General features: G+C 72.7%; 16 protein-coding genes. 10 read left to right on the forward strand and 6 right to left on the reverse strand.

Translation table 11 applies throughout. The features are described 5' to 3' along the window. Nucleotides 1-44: 44 nt before the first annotated feature. Entirely contained in the window at nt 45-2,324 is a 2,280-nt protein-coding gene (locus NCI01_RS16535; protein ID WP_254182587.1) for an ATP-binding protein, read from the reverse strand. A gap of 292 nt (nt 2,325-2,616) precedes the next feature. Here NCI01_RS16535 and pulA point away from each other — a divergent pair, with 292 nt between their 5' ends. Further along, nucleotides 2,617-8,316 carry a pullulanase-type alpha-1,6-glucosidase gene (pulA, locus tag NCI01_RS16540; protein WP_254182588.1) on the forward strand — a complete coding sequence of 1,900 codons (5,700 nt, stop codon included), beginning with the start codon at nt 2,617-2,619 and terminating at the stop codon, nt 8,314-8,316. Nucleotides 8,317-8,379: 63 nt separating this feature from the next. Here the strand turns inward: pulA and NCI01_RS16545 are convergent, their stop codons facing one another. Together NCI01_RS16545 and NCI01_RS16550 are read right to left on the reverse strand one after the other, a co-directional pair. Further along, nucleotides 8,380-9,684, reverse strand: coding sequence for a citrate synthase (locus NCI01_RS16545; protein WP_254182589.1), 1,305 nt, complete (start codon nt 9,682-9,684; stop codon nt 8,380-8,382). 118 nt (nt 9,685-9,802) lie between these two features. Then, nucleotides 9,803-11,128 (reverse strand): NAD(P)/FAD-dependent oxidoreductase, encoded by a 1,326-nt coding sequence (locus NCI01_RS16550; protein ID WP_254182590.1) that lies wholly within the window; start codon nt 11,126-11,128, stop codon nt 9,803-9,805. 283 nt (nt 11,129-11,411) lie between these two features. On the opposite strand from NCI01_RS16550, the gene rplM reads away from it, so the two are divergent. From rplM to NCI01_RS16570, 4 genes are all read left to right on the forward strand, one after another. Beyond that, nucleotides 11,412-11,855, forward strand: coding sequence for a 50S ribosomal protein L13 (rplM, locus tag NCI01_RS16555; protein WP_172258237.1), 444 nt, complete (start codon nt 11,412-11,414; stop codon nt 11,853-11,855). A gap of 17 nt (nt 11,856-11,872) precedes the next feature. Next, nucleotides 11,873-12,373, forward strand: a complete 501-nt coding sequence (gene rpsI, locus NCI01_RS16560; RefSeq protein WP_254182591.1) for a 30S ribosomal protein S9 — start codon at nt 11,873-11,875, stop codon at nt 12,371-12,373. Nucleotides 12,374-12,482: 109 nt separating this feature from the next. Further along, nucleotides 12,483-13,829 carry a phosphoglucosamine mutase gene (glmM, locus tag NCI01_RS16565; protein WP_254182592.1) on the forward strand — a complete coding sequence of 449 codons (1,347 nt, stop codon included), beginning with the start codon at nt 12,483-12,485 and terminating at the stop codon, nt 13,827-13,829. Between the two features lie 12 nt (nt 13,830-13,841). Then, complete coding sequence (locus NCI01_RS16570) at nt 13,842-14,372, forward strand: hypothetical protein (RefSeq protein WP_254182593.1); 531 nt, start codon at nt 13,842-13,844, stop codon at nt 14,370-14,372. On the opposite strand, the gene NCI01_RS16575 is transcribed toward NCI01_RS16570, so the two are convergent. Then, entirely contained in the window at nt 14,369-14,719 is a 351-nt protein-coding gene (locus NCI01_RS16575; protein WP_254182594.1) for a GatB/YqeY domain-containing protein, read from the reverse strand. The two genes, NCI01_RS16570 and NCI01_RS16575, sit on opposite strands and share 4 nt — an antisense overlap. A gap of 139 nt (nt 14,720-14,858) precedes the next feature. Between NCI01_RS16575 and NCI01_RS16580 the strand changes: the two genes are divergently transcribed. Continuing rightward, on the forward strand, nt 14,859-15,851 hold the full coding sequence (locus NCI01_RS16580) for a GNAT family N-acetyltransferase (RefSeq protein ID WP_254182595.1): 993 nt from the start codon (nt 14,859-14,861) through the stop codon (nt 15,849-15,851). Here the strand turns inward: NCI01_RS16580 and NCI01_RS16585 are convergent, their stop codons facing one another. Then, the gene (locus NCI01_RS16585) at nt 15,852-16,226 is read right to left on the reverse strand and encodes a winged helix-turn-helix transcriptional regulator (RefSeq protein ID WP_172258802.1); all 375 of its coding nucleotides are present in this window, start codon (nt 16,224-16,226) and stop codon (nt 15,852-15,854) included. A gap of 92 nt (nt 16,227-16,318) precedes the next feature. On the opposite strand from NCI01_RS16585, the gene NCI01_RS16590 reads away from it, so the two are divergent. Beyond that, nucleotides 16,319-16,903 (forward strand): NAD(P)-dependent oxidoreductase, encoded by a 585-nt coding sequence (locus NCI01_RS16590; protein ID WP_254182596.1) that lies wholly within the window; start codon nt 16,319-16,321, stop codon nt 16,901-16,903. 193 nt (nt 16,904-17,096) lie between these two features. Here the strand turns inward: NCI01_RS16590 and coaA are convergent, their stop codons facing one another. After that, a complete protein-coding gene (gene coaA / locus NCI01_RS16595; protein ID WP_254182597.1) occupies nt 17,097-18,065 on the reverse strand; it encodes a type I pantothenate kinase in 969 nt (322 codons plus the stop codon). Between the two features lie 65 nt (nt 18,066-18,130). On the opposite strand from coaA, the gene glmS reads away from it, so the two are divergent. The 3 genes from glmS to NCI01_RS16610 all read left to right on the forward strand — a co-directional run bounded on the left by glmS (nt 18,131) and on the right by NCI01_RS16610 (nt 21,795). Beyond that, a complete protein-coding gene (gene glmS, locus NCI01_RS16600) occupies nt 18,131-19,975 on the forward strand; it encodes a glutamine--fructose-6-phosphate transaminase (isomerizing) (protein WP_254182598.1) in 1,845 nt (614 codons plus the stop codon). A 62-nt stretch (nt 19,976-20,037) separates the two neighbouring features. Beyond that, nucleotides 20,038-20,391, forward strand: a complete 354-nt coding sequence (locus NCI01_RS16605; RefSeq protein ID WP_254182599.1) for a holo-ACP synthase — start codon at nt 20,038-20,040, stop codon at nt 20,389-20,391. Between the two features lie 3 nt (nt 20,392-20,394). Continuing rightward, the gene (locus NCI01_RS16610) at nt 20,395-21,795 is read left to right on the forward strand and encodes an NAD(P)H-hydrate dehydratase (protein ID WP_254182600.1); all 1,401 of its coding nucleotides are present in this window, start codon (nt 20,395-20,397) and stop codon (nt 21,793-21,795) included.

Genomic DNA, 21,795 nt, shown 5'->3' on the forward strand with positions numbered 1-21,795 from the left:
ACGAGCGGTGTACGGGGTCCGAGCGGGTCAGGCCCGGGGGCCGGTCAGCCCGGGGGCCGACCGGGGTCGCGCAGCATGCCGGCCGCCTGCAGGGTGGAGAACCCGCGTCCGGTGTCGAGGGCGTCGTCGTAGCGGTCCGCACCGAGGTGCGACCGCGCGTCGTCGGCCGCCGCGGTGATGGCGGCCGGGTCGGGCCGGTAGTAGCCGTAACCGGCCGCCCCCTGGGCCTCGCGGATCGCCTGGGCGGCGCCGAGCAGCAGCGGCACGCGTGCGTGCTGGTCGGAGGCGGCCGCGAGCACCGCGCCCGCGTCGAGGAGGTAGGCGAGGTTGGCCTGGTCGCCGGTCTCGAGGGAGAGCCGGGTGCCCTCCTCGAGGTGGCGGCGGGCGGCGTCGTGGTCGCCGCGCGCGAGCTCGACCTGGAAGAGGTTGTAGAGCGCGATGTAGGAGGTGAGCCGGTCCCCGCGACGACGTGCGGAGTCCAGCCCCTCGGCGATCATCCGGACCGCCTCGTCGGGGTCGTCGCGGAGCAGGGCGACGGTGCCGAGCCAGATGTGGCCCAGTGCCCACGTCCACTCGACCGAGGGGCCGGCCGCCTCGGCGTGGACGATCGCCTGCTCGAAACATCGCTGGGCCGTGGCGAGGTCACCCTCCACGAGCGCCACCAGGCCGTCGCCCGCCACCGCGTTGGACAGGATGTCCTGCTCGTCGCCGGCGCGCTGGCCGGCGACGGACCACCACACGGCGGCCGCCGCCACGTCGTCCATCGCGAACGCCATGGTCGCGGCGGCGAGCGCGGCGCGCGCGTGCACGGCGGGCTCCAGCCGGTCGGCGTGCTCGAGCGCGCTCTCGGCGGAGCGCCTCCCGTGCTCGTGCCGCCCGCGCAGCCACCAGTAGAGCCACAGCTCCCAGGCCAGGCGCGCAGGCGTGTCCACGTCACCGTCGGCCAGCGACCGCTCGGCCGCCGCGCCGAGGTTGGCGTGCTCGAGGTCGATGCGTGCCAGCGCGGCCACCTGCCCGCCGTCGCGGTAGCTCGAGCTGTTGTCGGTCGCCACCGTGAGGTAGTGCGCAGCGTGCGCGCGCGTGGCCGCCTGCCACTCGCCCGCCTCCCGCAGCAGGTCGCGGGCGTACTGGGCGACCGGCTCCAGCATCCGCAGGCGTCCCGAGCCGTCGGCGAGGACGAGCGAGTGCTCCACCAGCTCCTCGAGGCTGGTCACCACCTCGTGCTCGGCGATCCCCGCGCGGGACGCGACCGCCTCGAGGTCGGCCAGGGTCGTGCCTCCGACGAAGACGCCCATCAGCCGCAGCAGCCGGCGTGCGGGCGCGTCGAGCAGCCCCTGGCTCCAGTCGAGGGTGGCGCGCATCGTGCGCTGGCGGGGCGGGAGGTCACGCGGGCCGGTCTGCAGCGCGGTGTCGAGCCGGCCGAGCAGCGCGGCCGGGTCGAGCAGGCGCGCCCGCGCCGCGGCGAGCTCGAGGGCCAGCGGCAGCCCAGCCAGGCGCTCGCAGGTGGCGGTGACCGCTGCGGCGTCGGACGGGTCGGCGCCCCAGCCGGGGTTGACCCGCTGCGCGCGGTCGAGCAGCAGCAGCGCGGCGGGGGAGGGTGAGCCGTCCGGGAGGTCCACGACCTCGAGCGGGTCCACGGCGTACTCGGTCTCGCCCCGCACCCGCAGCGGCGCGCGGCTGGTCGTCAGCACGGACAGGTCGGGCACCGCCTCGACGAGGGCGGCGACGTCGGGGGCCGCGTCGAGCAGGTGCTCCACGTTGTCCAGGACGAGCAGGAGGTGCTGGCCGCGCAGGCGGGCCACGATGTCGTCGCCGACCGTGCGGGACGGGTCCCGCGGCGCGTCGACGGCGTCGGCGACCGCCGTCAGCACCTGCTCGGGCTCGAGGAGCGGGGCGAGCTCGACGAGGCGTACGCCGTCGGCGTAGCGGTCGCGGACCTGTGCCGCGGCGGCCAGGGCCAGGCGGGTCTTGCCGACCCCGCCGGGACCGCTCAGGGTGACCAGGCGGCTGGTCCGCAGGAGGTCCGCGACGCGGCCGACGTCGTCGTCACGGCCGAGCAGCGGGGTGGCGGGGACGGGGAGCTCGCGGGTGCGCGCCGGCGCGTCGGTGGCGGGTCGGGGCGACCTCGGCGGGACGGCCGCGAGCAGCTCGGCGCGCTGGTCCTCGGTCAGCTCGAGCGCGGCGGCGAGCGAGCGGAGCGTGTGCGGGTAGGGCCGGGTGCGGGTGCCCCGCTCCAGGGCGCTGATGGCGTGGGGACTGAGCCCGGCGCGCTCGGCGAGCTCCTCCTGCGAGAGCCCCGCGTCCTCGCGCAGGGCACGCAGCATCCCGCCGAGAGTGCCGTACCCCCGTGTCGCCACGTCACCTCCGTGACCGCGTCGCGCCGTCTCGTCCCCCGAGTGGTGGCGAGTGTAGTGATCCGGGAGCCGCGGCACGCACGATCGGAAGGGTGGACCGCGACGGGCTCCGGAGAGCCGGTTCTGCAAGAACCAGCCCTTTGCACGCGGGGGGCCGCTGAAAGATCTTGCAGGTGTTGCAAGTTCTCTCACGTCGACCTTAGTGTGACCGGCGCCACCCGGCCATCCGCGGCCGGGGTCTGCACCGTCTCGGGAGCCCATCGTGCGTCGTCCGTCCCCCGCCGTCCTCACCCTCGCCGGCCTGGCCACGGTCGTGGCCGCCCTCGCCCCCGTCGCGCCCGCCGCGGCGGACCACCGGGCCCAGCCGCCGGCGACCGTCACCCTCGTCGGCAACCTGCAGGACGAGGTCGGCTGCCCGGAGGACTGGGCGCCGGCGTGCGAGGCCTCGGGTCTCGAGCGCCTGCCCGACGGGTCGTGGGAGCTCCTCGCCGAGGTGCCCGCCGGCACCTACGGCTACAAGGTCGCGGTCAACGGGTCGTGGCAGGAGAACTACGGCGCCGGAGGCGCTGCCGGCGGTCCGGACCTGCCGCTCGTGCTCGAGCACCCCGCGCGCCTGCGCTTCACGTACGACGACGCGTCCCACCGGATCGCCGTGGCCCCTGCCGAGCAGCCCTCCGCCAAGCCGACGAAGGTCGACCGGGAGCTCGCCGGCACCTCGCTGCGCGGCCCCCTGACGCGCGAGAACTTCTACTTCGTCATGGCCGACCGGTTCGCCAACGGTGACCCGACCAACGACACGGGCGGACTCTCCGGCGACCGGCTGACCACCGGGCTCGACCCGACGGACAAGGGCTTCTTCCACGGCGGCGACGTCCAGGGCCTGTCCGACCGGCTGGACTACATCGCCGACCTGGGCACCACCGCCATCTGGCTGACCCCGAGCTTCAAGAACCGGCCCGTCCAGGGCGCCGGCGCCGACGCCAGCGCGGGCTACCACGGCTACTGGGTCACCGACTTCACGCAGATCGACCCCCACTTCGGCACCAACGCCGAGCTCGAGGCGTTCATCGACGAGGCCCACGGGCGGGGCATCAAGGTCTTCTTCGACATCATCACCAACCACACCGCGGACGTCATCGACTACGAGGAGAAGCAGTACGGCTACGTCTCCAAGCAGGACGAGCCCTACCGCGACGCGGCCGGGAACGAGTTCGACGACCGCGACGTCGTGGGATCGCCCGACTTCCCCGAGCTCGACGCCGCCACCTCGTTCCCCTACACGCCGGTCTTCCGGTCCGAGGCCGACCGCACGGTCAAGGTCCCGGCCTGGCTCAACGACCCGACGAACTACCACAACCGGGGTGACTCCACCTTCGCCGGCGAGTCCTCGACCTACGGCGACTTCGTCGGCCTCGACGACCTCTTCACCGAGCAGCCCGACGTCGTCGACGGGATGACCGACATCTACGAGGCCTGGGTCGACCTCGGCATCGACGGCTTCCGCATCGACACCGCCAAGCACGTCAACATGGAGTTCTGGCAGGAGTTCGCCCCCGCCATCCGCGAGCACGCCGCATCGGTCGGCAACGACGACTTCTTCGCCTTCGGCGAGGTCTACGACGCGGACCCGGCCTACCTGTCGACCTTCAGCACCGAGGGACGCCTCGACGCCACGCTCGACTTCGGCTTCCAGTCGGTCGGCACGGGCTTCGCCAAGGGCGGTGCCACGACGCGGCTGCGCGACTTCTACGCCGCCGACGACTGGTACACCGACGCCGACTCCAACGCCTACGCGTCGCCGACCTTCCTCGGCAACCACGACATGGGCCGGATCGGCACCTTCCTGAAGGGCACCGGCTCCGAGCTCGAGCGCGACCGTCTCGCCCACGCGCTGATGTTCCTCACCCGCGGCCAGCCCGTCGTCTACTACGGCGACGAGCAGGGCTTCGTCGGCGACGGCGGCGACAAGGACGCCCGCGAGGACATGTTCCCCAGCAAGGTGGCGTCCTACAACGACAACGACCTCATCGGCACCGACGCCACGACCGCTCAGGCCAACTACGACACGTCCCACCCGCTCTACCGCACGATCCGCGGCCTCGCGGACCTGCGCAGGGACCACCCCGCACTGGCCGACGGCGCGCAGCTGCACCGCTACGCCTCGAGCGACGCCGGCATCTTCGCCTTCAGCCGGATCGACGCCGATGAGCGCCGCGAGCACCTGGTGGCCCTCAACAACGCGACCACCGCCAAGACGGTCACCGTCGGCACCGAGATGCGTCGCAGCACCTTCAGGCAGGTGTGGCCGGCCGGGAGGTCGTCGCTGCGCACCGACGCCGAGGGGCGTACGACGATCACCGTCCCGCCGCTGTCGGCCGTGGTGTGGCGCGCGACGGGCAGGCTGCCCGGACGCGCGGAGGCGCCGGCGGTGCAGTTCCAGAAGCCCTCGGCCGGCGGCACCGTCGGCGGACGGGCGCCGATCACGGTCGGCGTCCCCGACGGCGGGTTCAATCAGGTCACCCTGGCCTGGCGGCCGGTCGGTGCGGACGCGTGGACCACGCTCGGCACCGACGACAACGCCCCCTACCGCGTCTTCCACGACGTGCGGACGCTCGCGAAGGGGTCGTTGGTCGAGTACCGCGCCGTGCTCCGCGACAGCAGCGGCAACCTGTCCGTCGCCTCGACCTACGCCGTGGTCGGCGACCCCGAGGCCGAGCCGACGCCCGGCGGCGGGGGCACCGGCGGACCGGTCACCCAGCCGGGCGCGGTCTCGATGCCGGGCAGCCACAACGCCGAGATCGGCTGCCCGGGGGACTGGCAGCCCGACTGCGCCGAGGCGCAGCTGTCGCTGGACCCGCAGGACCTGGTGTGGAAGCGGACCGTCTCCCTGCCGGCCGGTGGCTACGCCTACAAGGCCGCCATCGACGGGTCGTGGGACGAGAACTACGGCGTGGGCGGCGCTCCCGGTGGCGGCGACGTCCCGCTGGTGCTCGACGCGCCACGCGACGTGACCTTCTACTACGAGCACGGCTCGCACTGGGTCACCACCGACGCCAACGGCCCGATCGTCACGCTGGCCGGCAGCATGCAGTCGGAGCTGGGCTGCGCCGGGGACTGGGCTCCCGACTGCATGCGCGGCTGGCTCAAGGACCCCGACGGTGACGGCACCTTCACGTTCACCACGACGGCCCTGCCCGCCGGCAGCTACGCCACCAAGGTCGCCCACGGCCTGTCGTGGGACGAGAACTACGGCGACGGTGGCGCGGCAGGCGGCGCCGACATCGCCTTCGACGTCCCCGCGACGGGGGTCGAGATGGTCTTCACTTACGACGTGGCGACCCACCGGCTCACCGTGTCCAGCCGCGCCGCCGGCGCCGCACCGGAGCTCTCCAAGGCGAAGGCGAAGTGGCTGCGCGACGACCTCGTCGCCTGGGACGTCCCCGACGCAGCGAGCCGTCGCTACCGCCTGCACTGGTCGCAGGCCGGCGACCTCGGCGTCGACGCCGAGGCCGTCACCGGCGGCTCGAGCGTGCCGCTCACCTACGACCCCGCAGGCCTGCCCGACGACGTCCTCGCCGACTTCCCCCACCTCGCCGGCCACGAGGCCTTCCGCCTCGACCGGGCCGCGGTCCGCAAGGTGCCCGAGATCCTCACCGGCCAGCTGGCGGTCGCGTCGTACGACCCGGGCGGGACGCTGCACGACGCCACCGGCGTGCAGGTGCCGGGCGTCCTCGACGACGTCTACGCCGACGCGGCCGAGGCCGACCTCGGGCCCACCTGGCGCGGCAACCGGCCCACCCTGACCCTGTGGGCGCCCACCGCGCAGGACGTCGCGACCGTGGTCGCCGGACGACGCGTCGCCATGGACCGCCGGCGCGACGGCACCTGGACGGTGTCGGGACCCGCCTCGTGGAAGGGCGCGGCCTACACCTTCGAGGTGACCGTCTGGTCGCCGGCCGCTGGCGAGGTGGTCACCAACCGGGTGACCGACCCCTACTCCGTGGCGCTGACGACCAACTCGGAGCGCTCGCTGCTCGTCGACCTCGCCGACCCGGCGCTGGCGCCGGCCGGCTGGGCGCGCACCACGCCGCCGGTGGTCGCGCAGCCCGAGGACCGCAACGTCTACGAGCTGCACGTGCGCGACTTCTCCATCGGTGACGAGACCGTTCCCGCCGCCGAGCGCGGCACCTACCTCGCGTTCACGCGCGACGACTCAGCCGGCATGCGTCACCTGCGGCGGCTCGCCGACGCGGGCCTCAACACGGTCCACCTGCTGCCGGCCTTCGACATCGCCACCATCGAGGAGCGCCGCTCGGCCCAGCAGACCCCTGCCTGCGACCTGGCCTCCCTCCCGCCGGACTCCACCGAGCAGCAGGAGTGCGTCGACGCGGTGCGCACGGAGGACGGCTTCAACTGGGGGTACGACCCCCTCCACTACACGACCCCCGAGGGCTCCTACAGCACCGACCCCGAGGGCCCCCGACGCACCGTGGAGTTCCGCCGGATGGTGCAGGGACTCAACGCCTCCGGTCTCCAGGTCGTGATGGACGTGGTCTACAACCACACCGCCGCGAGCGGCCAGGACCCCAAGTCGGTGCTCGACCGGATCGTGCCCGGCTACTACCACCGGCTCAACGCGTCGGGCGCCGTGGAGACCTCCACGTGCTGCTCCAACACCGCGACCGAGCACCGGATGATGGAGAAGCTGATGATCGACTCCGTGCTCACCTGGGCGCGGGACTACAAGGTCAACGGCTTCCGCTTCGACCTGATGGGGCACCACTCGCTGGAGAACATGACCCGCCTGCGGGCCGCGCTCGACGGCCTGACCGTCAAGCGCGACGGCGTGGACGGCAAGGCCATCTACCTCTACGGCGAGGGCTGGAACTTCGGAGAGGTCGCCGACGACGCCCGCTTCACGCAGGCCACGCAGCGCAACCTCGCCGGCTCGGGCATCGGCTCCTTCAGTGACCGCCTGCGCGACGCCGTGCGCGGGGGCGGGCCCTTCGACGAGGACCCGCGGGTGCAGGGCTTCGGCTCCGGCCTCTTCACCGACCCCAACGGCGCTGCCGTCAACGGCTCGGCGGACGAGCAGCGCGCGGAGCTGCTGCACCTCGAGGACCTCGTGAAGCTCGGCCTGGCCGGCAACCTGGCCGACTTCCGCTTCACGTCGTCGGCCACCGGCGAGGAGGTCGTGGGCTCCGAGGTCGACTACAACGGGCAGCCCGCGGGCTACGCCGCCGACCCGGCCGAGACGGTGACCTACGTCGACGCCCACGACAACGAGACGCTCTTCGACTCCCTCGCCTTCAAGCTGCCGCAGGGCACCTCGATGGAGGACCGGGTGCGGATGAACACCGTCTCGCTCTCGACGGTCGCGCTCTCGCAGGGCGTGGTCTTCTGGCACGCCGGCACCGACCTGCTCCGCTCCAAGAGCCTGGACCGCAACTCCTACGACTCGGGCGACTGGTTCAACCGGGTCGACTGGCAGCGTCGCGAGAACACCTTCGGCTCGGGGCTGCCGCTGCGGGCGGACAACGAGGCCAAGTGGGACTTCATGCGCCCGCTGCTCGCCGACTCGGCGCTCGACCCCACCCCAGCGGCGATGGACGCCGCGCACGCCCGTGCTCAGGACCTGCTGCGCATCCGTACGTCGTCGCGTCTCTTCCGTCTCGGCGACCTCGACGCCATCCAGGCCAAGGTGTCCTTCCTCGACACCGAGCCGGGCGTGATCGCGATGCTCGTCGACGACACCGTGGGCGCGGACGTCGACGCCGACCGCGACGGCGTGTTGGTGGTCTTCAACGCCACCCCGGAGGCCACCACGGTCACCGGTGCCGGCGCGGGCTGGTCGTTGCACGACGTGCAGGCCTCCGGCACCGACGCGGTGGTGAAGGGCAGCACGGTCGCGGCGGACGAGGTGACGGTGCCGGCGCGGACGACGGCGGTCTTCGAGCGCTGAGACGCACGGACGCCCCCGGCCGCGAGGCCGGGGGCGTCCTGTCGTGCGAGATGGCGCGGGGGCTCAGGCCCAGCGCTCGGAGGCGGCGGTGAAGGTCAGCTCGCGGTCGCCGGTGTAGATCTGCTTGGGTCGCGCGATCTTCTGGTCCTTGTCCTGCACCAGCTCCGACCACTGCGCCAGCCAGCCCGGCGTACGGCCGATGGCGAACAGCACGGTGAACATCTCCGGCGGGAACTGGAAGGCCTCGTAGATCAGGCCCGAGTAGAAGTCCACGTTGGGGTAGAGCTTGCGCTTGACGAAGTACTCGTCCTCGAGCGCGATCTTCTCCAGCTCGAGCGCGATGTCGAGCAGCGGGTTGGTGCCGGTGACCTCGAAGACGTCCTCGGCCGACTTCTTGATGATCTTGGCGCGCGGGTCGTAGTTCTTGTAGACCCGGTGGCCGAAGCCCATCAGGCGCTCGTTGCCGTCCTTCACGCCGTCGATGAAGGCGGGGATGTTCTCCTTGCTGCCGATGCGCTTGAGCATCCGCAGCACGGCCTCGTTGGCGCCGCCGTGCAGCGGGCCGTAGAGGGCGCCGATGCCGGCGGAGACGGCCGAGTAGGGGTCGACCTGCGAGGACCCGACGGAGCGGACCGCGTTGGTCGAGCAGTTCTGCTCGTGGTCGGCGTGGAGGATGAAGAGCACGTCGAGGGCCTTGACCAGGCGCTCGTCGGCCTCGAACTTCGACTCGCTCATCTTGAACAGCATCGAGAGGAAGTTGGCGGTGTAGCCGAGGTCGTTGTCCGGGTAGACGTAGGGCTTGCCCTGCGCGTGACGGAACGACCAGGCGCCGAGGGTCGGCATCTTCGCGATCATGCGGACGATCTGCATGTGCCGGTTGTCGGCGTCGCTGATGTTGCGGGCGTCGGGGTAGAACGTCGACAGCGCACCGACCGAGGCCATCAGCATGCCCATCGGGTGGGCGTCGTAGCGGAAGCCCTGCATGAACGACTTGACGTTCTCGTGCACGAAGGTGTGGTAGGTGATCTCGTGCACCCAGGCGTCGTACTGCTCCTTGGTGGGCAGCTCGCCGTGGACGAGGAGGTAGGCCACCTCGAGGAAGTTGGACTTCTCGGCCAGCTGCTCGATGGGGTACCCGCGGTACTCCAGGATGCCCTTGTCGCCGTCGATGTAGGTCACCGACGACCGGCACGAGGCCGTGTTGACGAACCCGGGGTCGTAGGTCGCGAGACCGGGCTGCTCCTCATCGAGGCGGATCTGCCCGAGGTCCTTGGCCGCGATCGTGTTGTCGGTGATCGCGATGTCGTACGTCTGACCGGTCCGGTTGTCGGTGACAGTCAGGGAATCCTTGGCCGCAACGTCGGTCACGTCGGCTCCTGTTCATACGTCTTTGTACGTCTGTGGGGTCCCCTCAACCTAGACCGGAGCGTGCAGCGACCGCGAATCAGGTGTCCAGCAGTGGGACGCCGCGCGACGCCGGTCGAGGTCAGCGTCCGGCCACGCGGTGGGCGACCCGGGCGACGCGGCTGGTGCGTCCCAGGCCGGCGTCCTCGCGGCGGTCCGCGGCGCGGTAGAGGCCGTACAGCGCGTGCACGCCGGCCCACCGCAGTGGCTCCGGCTCCCACCTCCGGACCCGGTGCCCGGTCCACGGCAGGCGGGTCAGGTCGGTGCGGTGGCCCAGCACCAGGTCGCGCAGCGTCCGGCCGGCCAGGTTGGTGGCGGTGAGCCCCGAGCCGACGTAGCCGCCGCCGTGGCCGAGGCCCGTCGCGGGGTCGAAGGACACGCTCGCGCTCCAGTCGCGCGGCACGCCCAGCACGCCGCACCAGGCGTGGTCGAGACGCACCCCGGCCAGCGACGGGAACAGGGCCGTCACCGTGGAGCGCAGCTGCTCGACGGTCCGGTCCTGCGTGCGGCCATCGACGTCGGTGCGCGAGCCGAACCGGTAGGGCACGCCACGTCCGCCCATCGCGATGCGGCCGTCGGCGGTGCGCTGGGCGTAGCAGTAGGCGTGCGCCTCGTCGCCGAGCAGCTCCTCGCCGGCCCACCCGATCTCGCGCCACTGCGACGCGGTGAGCGGCTCGGTGACCACGATCGCGGAGTTCATCGGCAGCCAGTCGCGGCGGTGGCCGGCCAGGCCGGCGGTGAAGCCCTCCAGGCAGCGCAGCACCACCGGGGCGCGCAGCGTGCCCCGCTCCGTGACGACCGTGCCGGGGGAGACAGACGTGACACGGGTGTCCTCGTGGATCCGTACGCCGCGCTCCCGCACGACGCGGGCGACGCCGGCCACCAGCCTCGCGGGCTGCACCCGGGCGCAGTCGGGGTCGAAGTGGCCAGCGACGGCGCCGGCCACCCGGATCCGCTCGGCCACCTGCGCCGCGGTGAGCTCGCCGCCGAGCCGCTGCCGCTGGGCCTCGGACCGCGCGACGGTCAGCACGCCACTGCGCACGATGTCGGCCTCGATGCCCTCGCGGGCGGCCACGCCGACGACCTCGTCGACCGTCGCGCGCAGGGCGTCGCGCAGGCGCTGCACGCCGTCCTCGCCCGCCACCGCGGCGTACGTCCGCTCGCTCCCCGCCAGCTCGCTCGAGAGCCAGCCGCCGTTGCGCCCCGAGGCCCCGAAGCCGGCGAACTCCGCCTCGACGACGCGCACGTCGAGGGAGGGGTCGGCCTCGGCGAGGTAGTACGCCGTCCACAGGCCGGTGAGGCCGCCGCCGACGATCGCGACGTCACAGGTCGCGTCGCCCTCGAGCCGGTCCGTCGGGACCGGCAGTCCCACCTGCTGCCACCAGAAGGAGACGCCACCGTTGCGCACGAGGTCATTGTGGCGCTCCAGCGGGAGCCACAGCGAGGGCCAGCGGGGCGCTGCGACGTTTTGACCCTCCTCGCGCGAGGGCCGTAGTCTTGCTGGTCGCGACTCCTGCCGCGTCCGCTCTCCCTCGTCGTGAGGTGCGAGCGGGTGCAGATCCGGACGTCATCCCAGTCTCCGCCGGGCGGAGCCCAGGGAGCGATCCGGGCCGTGTTCGTCAGAAGCCGCAGCAGCACCATCCGGTCCTCGTCCGAGGGCCGGGACCAACGAACCAGAACGGGATACCGCCGTGCGCACGTACAGCCCCAAGCCCGCTGACATCCAGCGCGAGTGGCTCGTCATCGACGCCACCGACGTGGTCCTCGGACGCCTCGCCGTCCAGACCGCCAACCTCCTCCGCGGCAAGCACAAGCCGACCTTCGCCCCTCACATGGACATGGGCGACTTCGTGATCATCGTCAACGCCTCCCAGGTGTCGCTGTCGGGGACCAAGAAGACCACCAAGATGGCCTACCGCCACTCCGGCTACCCGGGCGGCCTCTCGGCCACCCCGTTCGGCGAGCTCCTCGAGAAGGACGCCCGCAAGGCCATCGAGAAGGCCGTGTGGGGCATGCTCCCCAAGAACAAGCTCGGTCGCCAGATGCTGAAGAAGCTCAAGGTCTACGCCGGCCCCGACCACCCGCACGCGGCCCAGAAGGCCATCCCGTTCGAGATCTCCCAGATCTCCCAGTGACGACTGAGGACGCACAGATGACTGAGAACAGCACCGAGGTCGAGGAGACCTTCGAGACCAGCGCCGAGGGCGTGGCCTACACCTCCGAGAGCGACGCCTCGGCCGACACCCCCGCCCGCCCGGCCACCATCGCGCCCGCCGGAGCCACCGGCCGCCGCAAGGAGGCCGTCGCCCGTGTCCGCATCGTCCCGGGCACCGGCGAGTGGACCATCAACGGTCGCTCGATGGACAGCTACTTCCCCAACAAGCTGCACCAGCAGATCGCCAACGAGCCGTTCGTCGAGCTGCAGCTCGAGGGCCGCTTCGACGTGATCGCCCGCATCCACGGTGGCGGCATCGCCGGCCAGGCCGGCGCGCTGCGTCTCGGCGTGGCCCGCGCGCTCAACGCCGTCGACGTCGAGGCCAACCGCCCGGCGCTCAAGAAGGCCGGTCTGCTGACCCGCGACGCCCGCGTCGTGGAGCGCAAGAAGGCCGGTCTCAAGAAGGCCCGCAAGGCCTCGCAGTTCAGCAAGCGCTGACCCGCACCAGCACCGCACGAGGCCCGCACCGCCGACGACGGTGCGGGCCTCGTCGCATCTCCGCCCTCGGTTCTCCCGAGACGGCGTCGGCCACGTAGGCTCCCGGGCCATGACGAGACTCTTCGGGACGGACGGGGTCCGTGGCCTGGCCAACGCCGACCTCACCGCCGAGCTGGCCCTCGACCTCTCGGTCTGTGCGGCCCACGTGCTGGCCGACCGTGGCGAGTTCGAGGGGCATCGCCCCCTCGCCGTCGTGGGCCGCGACACCCGGATCTCCGGGCAGTTCCTCGAGGCCGCGGTCGTCGCGGGCCTCGCCTCGGCCGGGGTCGACGTGCTCCTCCTCGGCGTGCTGCCGACGCCGGGGGTCGCCTACATGACCGAGCGGCTCGGCGCCGACCTCGGCGTGATGCTGTCGGCCTCCCACAACCCGATGCCCGACAACGGCATCAAGTTCCTCGCCCGGGGCGGTCACAAGCTCGACGACGCGATCGAGATCGCCATCGAGCGCCGCATGGGCGAGCCGTGGGAGCGGCCCACCGGCGGCGACGTCGGCCGGGTCGACGTCTACCCCAGCGCGGTCGAGGAGTACGCCGCCCACCTCGAGAGCACGATCAGCCACCCCCTGGTGGGCCTCAAGGTCGTCCTGGACTGCGCCGAGGGCGCCGCCCACGCCGCCGGCCCGCGCGCGCTCGAGGACGCCGGTGCGACCGTGATCGCGATCCACGCCGATCCCGACGGCCTCAACATCAACGACGACTGCGGGTCCACGCACCTCGGCGACCTGCAGAAGGCCGTCGTCGAGCACGGCGCCCACGCCGGGTTCGCGCTCGACGGCGACGCCGACCGCTGCCTGGCCGTCGACGCCGAGGGCAACGTCGTCGACGGCGACCAGATCCTCGCGATCCTGTCCCTCTCGCTCCTCGAGCAGGGCAGGCTGGCCAAGGACACGGTCGTCGCGACCGTGATGAGCAACCTCGGCTTCGTCCAGGCCATGCGCGCCGGCGGGGTCGGCGTGCGCCAGACCAAGGTCGGCGACCGCTACGTCCTGGAGGCGATGAAGGTCTCCGGCTACAACCTCGGTGGCGAGCAGTCCGGCCACGTGATCCTGAGCGACCACGCCACCACCGGGGACGGCATCCTCACCACCCTCCACGTCATGGAGCGGATGGCCACCACCGGACGGTCGCTCGCCGACCTCGCCTCGGTCATGACGCGCCTGCCGCAGGTGCTCCTCAACGTGTCCGGCGTCGACAAGTCGCGCGCCGACGAGGACGCCGTGCTGGCCGCCGCCGTGGCGGAGGAGGAGGCCGTGCTGGGCGACCGGGGTCGCATCCTGCTGCGCCCCTCGGGCACCGAGCCGATCGTGCGGGTGATGGTCGAGGCGCCCACCGAGGACGAGGCGGAGGGCGTCGCGTCGCGGCTGGCCGACGTCGTACGCCGCCAGCTGGCGCTGTAGGCAGCGTCTGCTGTGACCGACGATCCACGGCCCGGCTTCGAGGAGCGGGAGGCTCAGCACCGCGGCTGGCTCTCACCTGGTGACGTCGCGTTCGGGGTCGGGATCGGGCTGGTGCTCGCCGTGGTGCTCGTCGCTCTGATGCCCGGCACGCGCGTTCACCTGCTGGGCGGGACCGACCAGACGGAGACGACGGTCGTCGCCGTGCGCGAGGGCCCCCGCCCCGGGGAGGACGACCGCACCCTGACCTCCTACGAGCTGCGCTGGTCCGAGGGCGACGACGTGCGGACCGCCACGTTCCGTCGCTCGGGGCCCGCGAAACGTGAGGTCGGCGACACCTGGACGATGTGGGTCTCACCGGACGGCTCGTCGATGGAGACGAGCTCACCGCTCGCCACCTGGCTCTGGCTGGGGATCGGCCTGCCCGCCTTCGTCCTCCTGATCGGAGCGATCGTGCGTTGGCGGGGGCGCGTGATGGCGAGGTCGGCGGTCCGCGAGGCCGACCGGATCGAGGCGGCACGCCGACGTCGCGCCGCGCGCCGCTAAGCCCCGCGCAGGACACCGAGCCGGCGGGCGGCCTCGCGGGCCGCGGCAGCACGCTCGGGGACCGAGCAGGCGTACGCCCTCCCGGCGTCGTGCAGCGCGGCGATCTCCGCGTCGAGGATCGCGAGCTCGTCGGCCTCGCTCAGCACGCGGCGCTCGGCCTCGGCGGCCCCGACGCCGACGGGTGCGTCCTCCAGGGCGCCGGCGACGCTCTCGGTCGGCACGGCCTCGGCGTTCTCCAGCGCCGCGAGCGCGGTCCGCAGGGTCGACACGGTCTCGGCGTCCCGGGCGCGGCGGGCGTCGAGCAGCGCCGCACGAAGCCGGCTGCGGAGCGGCGAGTCGGTGGTCATGCCGCCACCCTGTCCGAGCGTCCCGCGCCGCGCACCCGGATATCTGAGGACACCATGAACGTCCGCGGCCCGACCTGACGTCCACTACGTCCTCAGATATCGGCGTGCGCGTGCCGGGGTGCGCGGCTACGGTCGCCGCGTGGTCGACATCGAGCAGATCAACCCGCGCAACGAGGCAGCGCTGCGGGCGTGGTGGGAGGTCGGGCACGCTGCCACCGCCGACCGGCCCGGCACGCCGTGGCCGCTGTGGGAGCAGAGCCGCATCGGGCTGCCGGCGGACAACCCCGAGCGCTCGACCACCCTGCTGGGGGCGATCGACGGCCGGGTGATGGTCGGGGCCGGGATGGCGATCATCACCTCGCAGGACAACCTGCACCTCGCCGGCTCGGCGGTGTACGTCGACGCGGGCCGGCGCCGTGAGGGGATCGGGTCCGCACTGCTCGCCGAGATCGAGGTCATCGCGGGCGGGCACGGTCGCACCACCCTCACCGGCGAGGCGTACCTGCCGCCGGGAGGAACGGCGCCGGCGGAGGCGTTCGCCCGCGCGCGCGGCTTCGAGGTGGCCAGCCGGGAGTCCATCAAGGAGATCGCGGTCGCCGACTACCTCGACCGTCGCGAGTCGCTGGCGGCTCAGGCGCCGACGCCCGACGGCTACCGGATCATCACGTTCGACACCGTCTGCCCCGAGGAGCACGTCGCCTCCTTCGGTCGGCTGCTCGGGATGCTGTTCTCCGAGATCCCGCTGGGCGACCTCGACCTCCGGGCCTCGGAGTGGACGCCCGAGCGCATCCGCGAGGCCGAGCAGCTGCAGGTGTCGGTCGGCCGGCACGTGCACACCGCGATGGCGCTCGCCCCCGACGGCTCCGTGGCCGGCGTGAGCGACGTACGCGTCGACGACACCGACCAGGCGCATGGCCAGATCGGCATCACCATCGTCGACCCTGCCCACCGCGGCAAGCGGCTCGGGCTGGCGCTGAAGCTCGCGACCCACGACCTCGCGGTGGCGACGTACCCCGACCTGGTCACGGTCGACACCTCCAACGCCGAGGTCAACACCCAGATGAACGCCGTCAACGAGGCGCTGGGCTACCGCACCATCGAGACGCTGCTGGAGCTGCAGAAGCGGCTGTGATCAGCGCGCGTCCGCGCTGTCGTCGTACGCCGCACGCGCCCCGAGGATCTGCGTCAGGTGGGTCTCGGCCCAGTCGGTGAGCGTCTGGATCGGGCCGCCGAGCGACGCGCCGAGGTCGGTCAGCTCGTAGTCCACCCGGGGCGGCACCTGGGCGTGCACCGTGCGGGTGAGCAGGCCGTCGCGCTCCATCGCGCGCAGGGTCTGGGTGAGCACCTTCGCCGCGACGCCGCCGATGCGCGCCCGGAGCTCGGTGAACCTCAACGGGCCGTCACGGAGGGCGCCGATGACCAGGACGGTCCACTTGTCGCCGATGCGGTCGAGCACGACCCGGGTGGGGCACTCGGGGTCGAAGGCGTCGCCGCGGTCGTCACGCATGGTTACCACGAGGTACTTATAGCACGTTGAAGTGCTTGGTTACCAGTGGTTACCGTCGGTGGTCCACCCCTCTCCTCACCGAAGGACACACCATGAAGATCGCCCTGTTCGGAGCCACCGGCATGGTCGGCTCCCGCATCGCCGCCGAGGCCACCGCCCGTGGCCACCAGGTCACCTCGCTCAGCCGGTCGACCGGCGCCGACATGGCCGACGCCGCGGCCGTGCGTGAGGCCGCCGGGTCCCACGACGTCGTCATCTCCGCGACCGGGCCGAGCCGCGCGGGCGAGTCCCACGAGCCCTGGCTCGCCTCCGTCTCCACGCTGCTCGAGCACGCGGGCGACACGCGGGTGCTCTTCGTCGGTGGCGCCGGCTCGCTGCTCACCCCCGACGGCACCCGGCTGCTCGACACCGACGGGTTCCCCGAGGAGTACAAGGCCGAGGCCACCTCCGGTGCCGCCGCGCTCGACCTCTTCCGCACGGCGCCGGAGTCGTGCGACTGGACCTTCCTCAGCCCCGCGCCCGTCATCGCACCCGGCGAGCGCACCGGCGCCTACGCCACCGCCCTCGACACCCCCGCCGGCGACTTCATCAGCGCCGAGGACTACGCCGTCGCCCTCCTCGACGAGATCGAGCAGCCGCGCCACCGGCGCCAGCGCTTCACCGCGGCCGCGGCCTGAGCGACGTACGCCGGCGTCGGAGTCCCGGCTGTCCGGGGTGCTCCAGCACCGTCCCGGTCATCGAGCTGGCCCGGTAGATCGTGGAGTCCTGAGGTCACCCGGTGACCTCAGGACTCGACGATCCCGTGTGACCTCCCGCCCAATCCCCTCGCAGTCGTCGCGGCAGCCTCGGATGAGGCGTGCGGCAGACCTCTCAGAGCTTGCGCAGGCGCACGTAGCGCACGGAGTGGTCGGCGTCCTTGCGGAGCACCAGGTTGGCGCGGGAGCGGGTGGGAGCGACGTTCTGCACGAGGTTGGGCTCGTTGATGGAGTCCCAGATGCGGGTGGCCTGGTCGACGGCCTCGTCGTGGGAGAGGGCGGCGTACTTGCGGAAGTACGACGCCGGGTCGCGGAAGGCGGTCTCGCGCAACCGCAGGAAGCGGTCGACGTACCAGCGCTTGATGTCGGTCAGCGCGGCGTCGACGTAGACGGAGAAGTCGAAGAAGTCGCTGACCGCGAGGCCGGTGCGGCCGTCGTCGCGCACCCGCGCGGGCTGCAGGACGTTGAGGCCCTCGACGATCACGATGTCCGGGCGCTTGACCACGACCTTCTCGTCGGGCAGGACGTCGTAGACGAGGTGGGAGTAGATCGGCGCCTCGACCTCGTCGCGGCCGGACTTGATGTCGATGACGAACTTGAGCAGCGCCCGGCGGTCGTAGGACTCCGGGAAGCCCTTGCGGTGCAGGATGCCCCGTCGCTCGAGCTCGGCGTTGGGCAGCAGGAAGCCGTCGGTCGTCACGAGCGCGACGTTGGGGTGCTCGGGCCAGTGGGCGAGCATCTGCTGCAGGACGCGTGCGGTGGTCGACTTGCCGACCGCCACCGAGCCGGCGAGACCGATCACGAACGGCGTACGGGGCGGGGTGACGCGGTGAAGGAACTCCTCCTGCTCGCGGTGGAGCCGGGAGTTGGCCGCGACGTAGAGGCTCAGCAGGCGCGACAGCGGGAGGTAGACCTGCTCGATCTCGCGCAGGTCGAGCTGGTCGCCGAGGCCGCGGAGGCGGGCGACCTCGTCGCGCGTCAGCGTCGTCTCGGCGGTGCCGGCCAGCTGCGCCCAGGCCGCCCGCTCGAGCTCGACGTAGGGGGAGGTCTCGCTGCCGTTGGAGGGCGGTGCGACCTCGGACATGGGTGCGATTGTGGCACCGCACGGGGGCGCAGCCGTGCAGCGGCCTGCCGATAGACTCCCCGGCCATGTGTGGAATCGTCGGGTACGTAGGTGCCAAGCCGGCCGAGGCCGTCGTGATCGAGGGTCTCAGGCGCCTGGAGTACCGGGGATACGACTCCGCCGGGATCGCCCTCGTCGACGGCGGCGCCATCGTGTCCGACAAGCGCGCCGGCAAGCTCGCCAACCTCGAGAAGGCCATCGCCGACTCCCCGCTCCCGCAGGTCACCACCGGCATCGGCCACACCCGCTGGGCGACCCACGGCCCGCCGACCGACCGCAACGCCCACCCCCACCTCGGGCGCGCGCGCCGGGTGGCGCTGGTCCACAACGGCATCATCGAGAACTTCGCCGAGCTGCGCGGCCGCCTGGAGTCCGAGGGCGTCGAGATGGCCTCCGACACCGACACCGAGGTCGCGGCCCACCTCCTCGAGGAGCAGCTCGAGACCGGCGTCGACCTGACGGTCGCCATGCAGAACGTCTGCCGCGGCCTCGAGGGCGCCTTCACGCTCGTCGCGGTCGACTCCCAGGACCCCGACCGCGTCGTCGCGGCCCGCCGCAACAGCCCGCTCGTGGTCGGCATCGGCGAGGGCGAGAACTTCCTCGGCTCCGACGTCGCGGCCTTCATCGAGCACACCCGCGAGGCGATGGAGCTCGACCAGGACCAGGTCGTCACCATCACCCGCGAGGGCGTGAGCGTGTCCGGCTTCGACGGCACGCCCGCGGAGGGCCGCCGCTACCACGTCGACTGGGACCTCTCGGCCGCCGAGAAGGACGGCCACGACTGGTTCATGCGCAAGGAGATCTTCGAGCAGCCGCGGGCCCTCGCCGACTCGCTGCTCGGTCGCCGCGGCACCGACGGGCTGCTGCAGCTCGACGAGATGCGACTGTCCGACCAGGACCTGCGCGACATCGACAAGATCATCATCATCGCGGCCGGTACGTCGTTCTACGCCGGCATGGTCGCCAAGTACGCCATCGAGCACTGGTGCCGCATCCCCGTCGAGGTCGAGCTCGCGAGCGAGTTCCGCTACCGCGACCCGATCCTCACCGCGTCCACGCTCGTCGTGGCGATCAGCCAGTCGGGCGAGACCGCCGACACCCTGCAGGCGATCCGCCACGCCCGGGTGCAGCGCTCGAAGGTCCTCGCCATCTGCAACACCAACGGCTCGACCATCCCGCGCGAGTCCGACGGCGTGATCTACACCCACGCCGGGCCGGAAATCGGCGTCGCGTCCACCAAGGGCTTCCTCACCCAGCTCGTCGCCTGCTACCTCCTCGCGCTCTACCTCGCACAGGTCAAGGGCACCCGCTTCGGCGACGAGATCTCCCAGGTCATGGACCAGCTCGAGGAGATGCCCGGCCACGTCGAGACCGTGCTCGCCAAGGCGGAGGAGGTCTACGCGCTCGCCCGCGACCACGTCGACAACCGCTCGGTGCTCTTCCTCGGCCGCCACGCCGGCTACCCGGTCGCGCTCGAGGGCGCGCTTAAGCTCAAGGAGATCGCCTACCTCCACGCCGAGGGCTTCGCGGCCGGCGAGCTCAAGCACGGCCCGATCGCCCTCGTCGAGGAGGGCCTGCCGATCCTGTGCGTGGTGCCGCCCCGCGGCCGCGACCAGCTGCACGACAAGATGATCAGCGGCATCCAGGAGGTGCGCGCCCGCGGTGCCCGCACGCTGTGCCTGGCCGAGGAGGGCGACACCACGATCACGCCCTACGCCGACGTGCTGATCACGCTGCCCCAGGTGCCGGTGCTGCTGCAGCCGATCGTCGCCGTCGTGCCGCTGCAGCTCTTCGCGTGCGAGCTGGCCACCCAGCTCGGCCACGACGTCGACCAGCCCCGCAACCTCGCCAAGTCCGTCACGGTCGAGTAGCAACCACCCCGCGAGAACGCGCTTCGCTTGCCTTCTCGCGGGGACCCCGGAAAGGAGTGCGAGTGCCCGTCATCGGCGTGGGCATCGACGTGGTCGACATCGACCGCTTCGTGCAGTCCCTCGAGCGCACCCCGTCCCTGCGCGGGCGGCTGTTCACCGCCGACGAGGCGTCGCGCCCGCCCGCCTCGCTGGCCGCGCGGTTCGCGGCCAAGGAGGCGATGGCCAAGGCGCTCGGCGCGCCCGTCGGGATGGCGTGGCACGACGCCGAGATCGTCTCGGAGGAGACCGGTCGCCCGCGTTTCGAGATCCGCGGGACGGTCGCCGCCCGCGCCGAGGCGCTCGGGGTCGCGCACGTCCACGTCTCGCTCTCCCACGACGCCGGCATCGCCTCGGCCGTCGTGGTCCTGGAGTCCTGAGCCGTGCTGCGCGCGCACCTGGTCGAGGACGTACGCCGGGCCGAGGCGGCGGCGATGTCACGCCTGCCCCACGGCGTCCTGATGCAGCGCGCCGCCGCCGGGCTGGCCGCCGCGGTGCTCGACCTGCTCGGTGGCGGCTACGGACGGCGCGTGCTGCTGCTGGTCGGTCCCGGTGACAACGGCGGCGACGCGCTGTGGGCCGGTGCCCGGCTCGCCGCCCGGGGGGCGGCCGTCGAGGCGCTCCTGCTGGCCGACAGCGTGCACGCCGCCGGCCTCGCCGCGCTCGAGGCCGCCGGAGGGCGGGCGACCCGCGACCTCGACGCGCTCCACCCCCGGCCGGACGTGCTGGTCGACGGCATCGTCGGCATCGGCGGTCGCCCGGGGCTGCGCCCCGCAGCGGTCGCGGCGCTCGAGCGCTTCTCCGCGGTGCCGGTCGTCGCGGTCGACGTCCCGTCCGGCGTAGACGTCGACGGCGGCACCCTCGACGGCGCGCACGTCCACGCCGACCTGACGGTCACCTTCGGCACCCACAAGGTCGCCCACCTCGTCGACCCCGCCTGCCTCGCGAGCGGCGCCGTCCACCTGGTCGACCTCGGCCTCGACGACGCCGAGCTCGGCGCTCCGGCGGTCGAGGCGCTCCAGCCCGCCGACGTGCGCGACCTGCTGCCCCGCCCCGACGCCGTCGCCCACAAGTACACCCGCGGCGTCGTCGGCGTCCGCGCGGGCTCGGGCACCTACCCGGGCGCCGCGCTGCTCGCCGTGTCCGGAGCCAACACCGGGCTGGTCGGCATGGTCCGCTACGTCGGGCCCGAGGCGATCGCCGACACCGTCCGCAGCGCCCACCCCGAGGTGGTGGGCGCGGGCCGCGTCCAGGCCTGGGTCGTCGGCCCCGGTGGGGGCGACGACGCCGCGACGATGCTCGCCGAGGCCCGCGCCGACGACGTACCGGTGGTCGTCGACGCCGACGCCCTGCGTCACGTGGACGGCCCGCTGCCGGGCTGCGTGCTGACGCCGCACGCCGGTGAGCTGGCGGCGATGCTCGAGACCGAGCGCGAGGACGTGGAGGCCGCGCCGCTCGTGCACGCGCGCGCCGCGGCCGACCGCTTCGGCTGCGTGGTGCTGCTCAAGGGCCACCACACCCTCGTCGCCGACCCCGGGGGCCGGGTCCGCGTGACCACCACCGGCGTGCCGTGGCTCGCCACCGCCGGCGCCGGTGACGTGCTGGCCGGCCTCGTCGGTGCGCTGCTCGCGGCGGGGCTCGAGCCCTACGACGCTGCGTCCGTCGGGTCGTGGCTGCACGGCGCGGCCGCGACCGAGGCCGCCGGCGGGGGCCCGCTGACCGCCCACCGGGTCGCGGTCCAGATCCCGCGCCTGGTGCGCGACACCCTCGAAGGTTTGGGATGA

The sequence above is a fragment of the Nocardioides pinisoli genome, from assembly GCF_024199985.1.
Taxonomy (GTDB): Bacteria; Actinomycetota; Actinomycetes; order Propionibacteriales; family Nocardioidaceae; genus Nocardioides; species Nocardioides pinisoli.

Excerpts from the sequence above, each read along its gene's own strand:
- rpsI (WP_254182591.1), top strand. The coding sequence starts at position 11,873 with ATGACTGAGAACAGCACCGAGGTCGAGGAGACCTTCGAGACCAGCGCC.
- coaA (WP_254182597.1), bottom strand. The coding sequence starts at position 18,065 with ATGTCCGAGGTCGCACCGCCCTCCAACGGCAGCGAGACCTCCCCCTAC.
- NCI01_RS16585 (WP_172258802.1), bottom strand. The coding sequence starts at position 16,226 with ATGCGTGACGACCGCGGCGACGCCTTCGACCCCGAGTGCCCCACCCGG.
- NCI01_RS16535 (WP_254182587.1), bottom strand. The coding sequence starts at position 2,324 with ATGCTGCGTGCCCTGCGCGAGGACGCGGGGCTCTCGCAGGAGGAGCTC.
- NCI01_RS16590 (WP_254182596.1), top strand. The coding sequence starts at position 16,319 with ATGAAGATCGCCCTGTTCGGAGCCACCGGCATGGTCGGCTCCCGCATC.
- glmM (WP_254182592.1), top strand. The coding sequence starts at position 12,483 with ATGACGAGACTCTTCGGGACGGACGGGGTCCGTGGCCTGGCCAACGCC.
- glmS (WP_254182598.1), top strand. The coding sequence starts at position 18,131 with ATGTGTGGAATCGTCGGGTACGTAGGTGCCAAGCCGGCCGAGGCCGTC.
- NCI01_RS16575 (WP_254182594.1), bottom strand. The coding sequence starts at position 14,719 with ATGACCACCGACTCGCCGCTCCGCAGCCGGCTTCGTGCGGCGCTGCTC.